This window comes from Streptomyces virginiae (assembly GCF_000720455.1).
GTDB lineage: Bacteria > Actinomycetota > Actinomycetes > Streptomycetales > Streptomycetaceae > Streptomyces > Streptomyces virginiae.
The window spans coordinates 1-548 of sequence record NZ_JOAK01000095.1; the positions used below are offsets into that span (position 1 = coordinate 1).

1 protein-coding gene is annotated in these 548 nt (G+C 64.8%); it reads right to left on the reverse strand.

Annotated elements, in window-relative coordinates; translation table 11 throughout:
• Window positions 1–548: ABC transporter substrate-binding protein (locus IG86_RS0138110; protein WP_030903196.1), on the reverse strand; the 548-nt coding region annotated here is incomplete at both ends.

A 548-nucleotide genomic window follows, 5' to 3' on the forward strand; every position in this document is an offset into this window, starting at 1 on the left:
AGCACGGCCTCGACGACGTCCGGGTGCTCCTTGAGGAACTTCTGCGACACGATGACGTTCGTGATCACGAACTTCTTCTCGGGCCACAGGGCGGTCTCGTCGAGGAGGACGGAGCCGCCGTCGGAGACGAGCTTGGAGGCCGTGGGCTCCGGCACCCAGGCGCCGTCGATGGAGCCCTGCTTGAAGGCGTCCGGGGTGACCTTGTTGTCCGTGCGGACGACGGAGACGTCGCCCTTGCCGGACTCCGGGTCGACCGTCCAGCCCTTCTCCGAGATCCAGTTGAGGAACGCGACGTCCTGCGTGTTCCCCTTCTGCGGAGTGGCGATCTTCTTGCCCTTGAGGTCGTCCAGGGTCTTGATCTTGTCCGGGTTCACGACCAGCTTCACGCCGCCCGAGGCGGAGCCGGAGATGATCCGCAGGTTGGAGCCCTTGGACTTCACGTAGCCGTTGATGGACGGCGAGGGGCCGATGAAACCGATGTCGAGGGAGCCGCCGTTGAGGGCTTCGATCTCGGACGGACCGGCGTTGAAGGTCTGCGGCTTGATCTT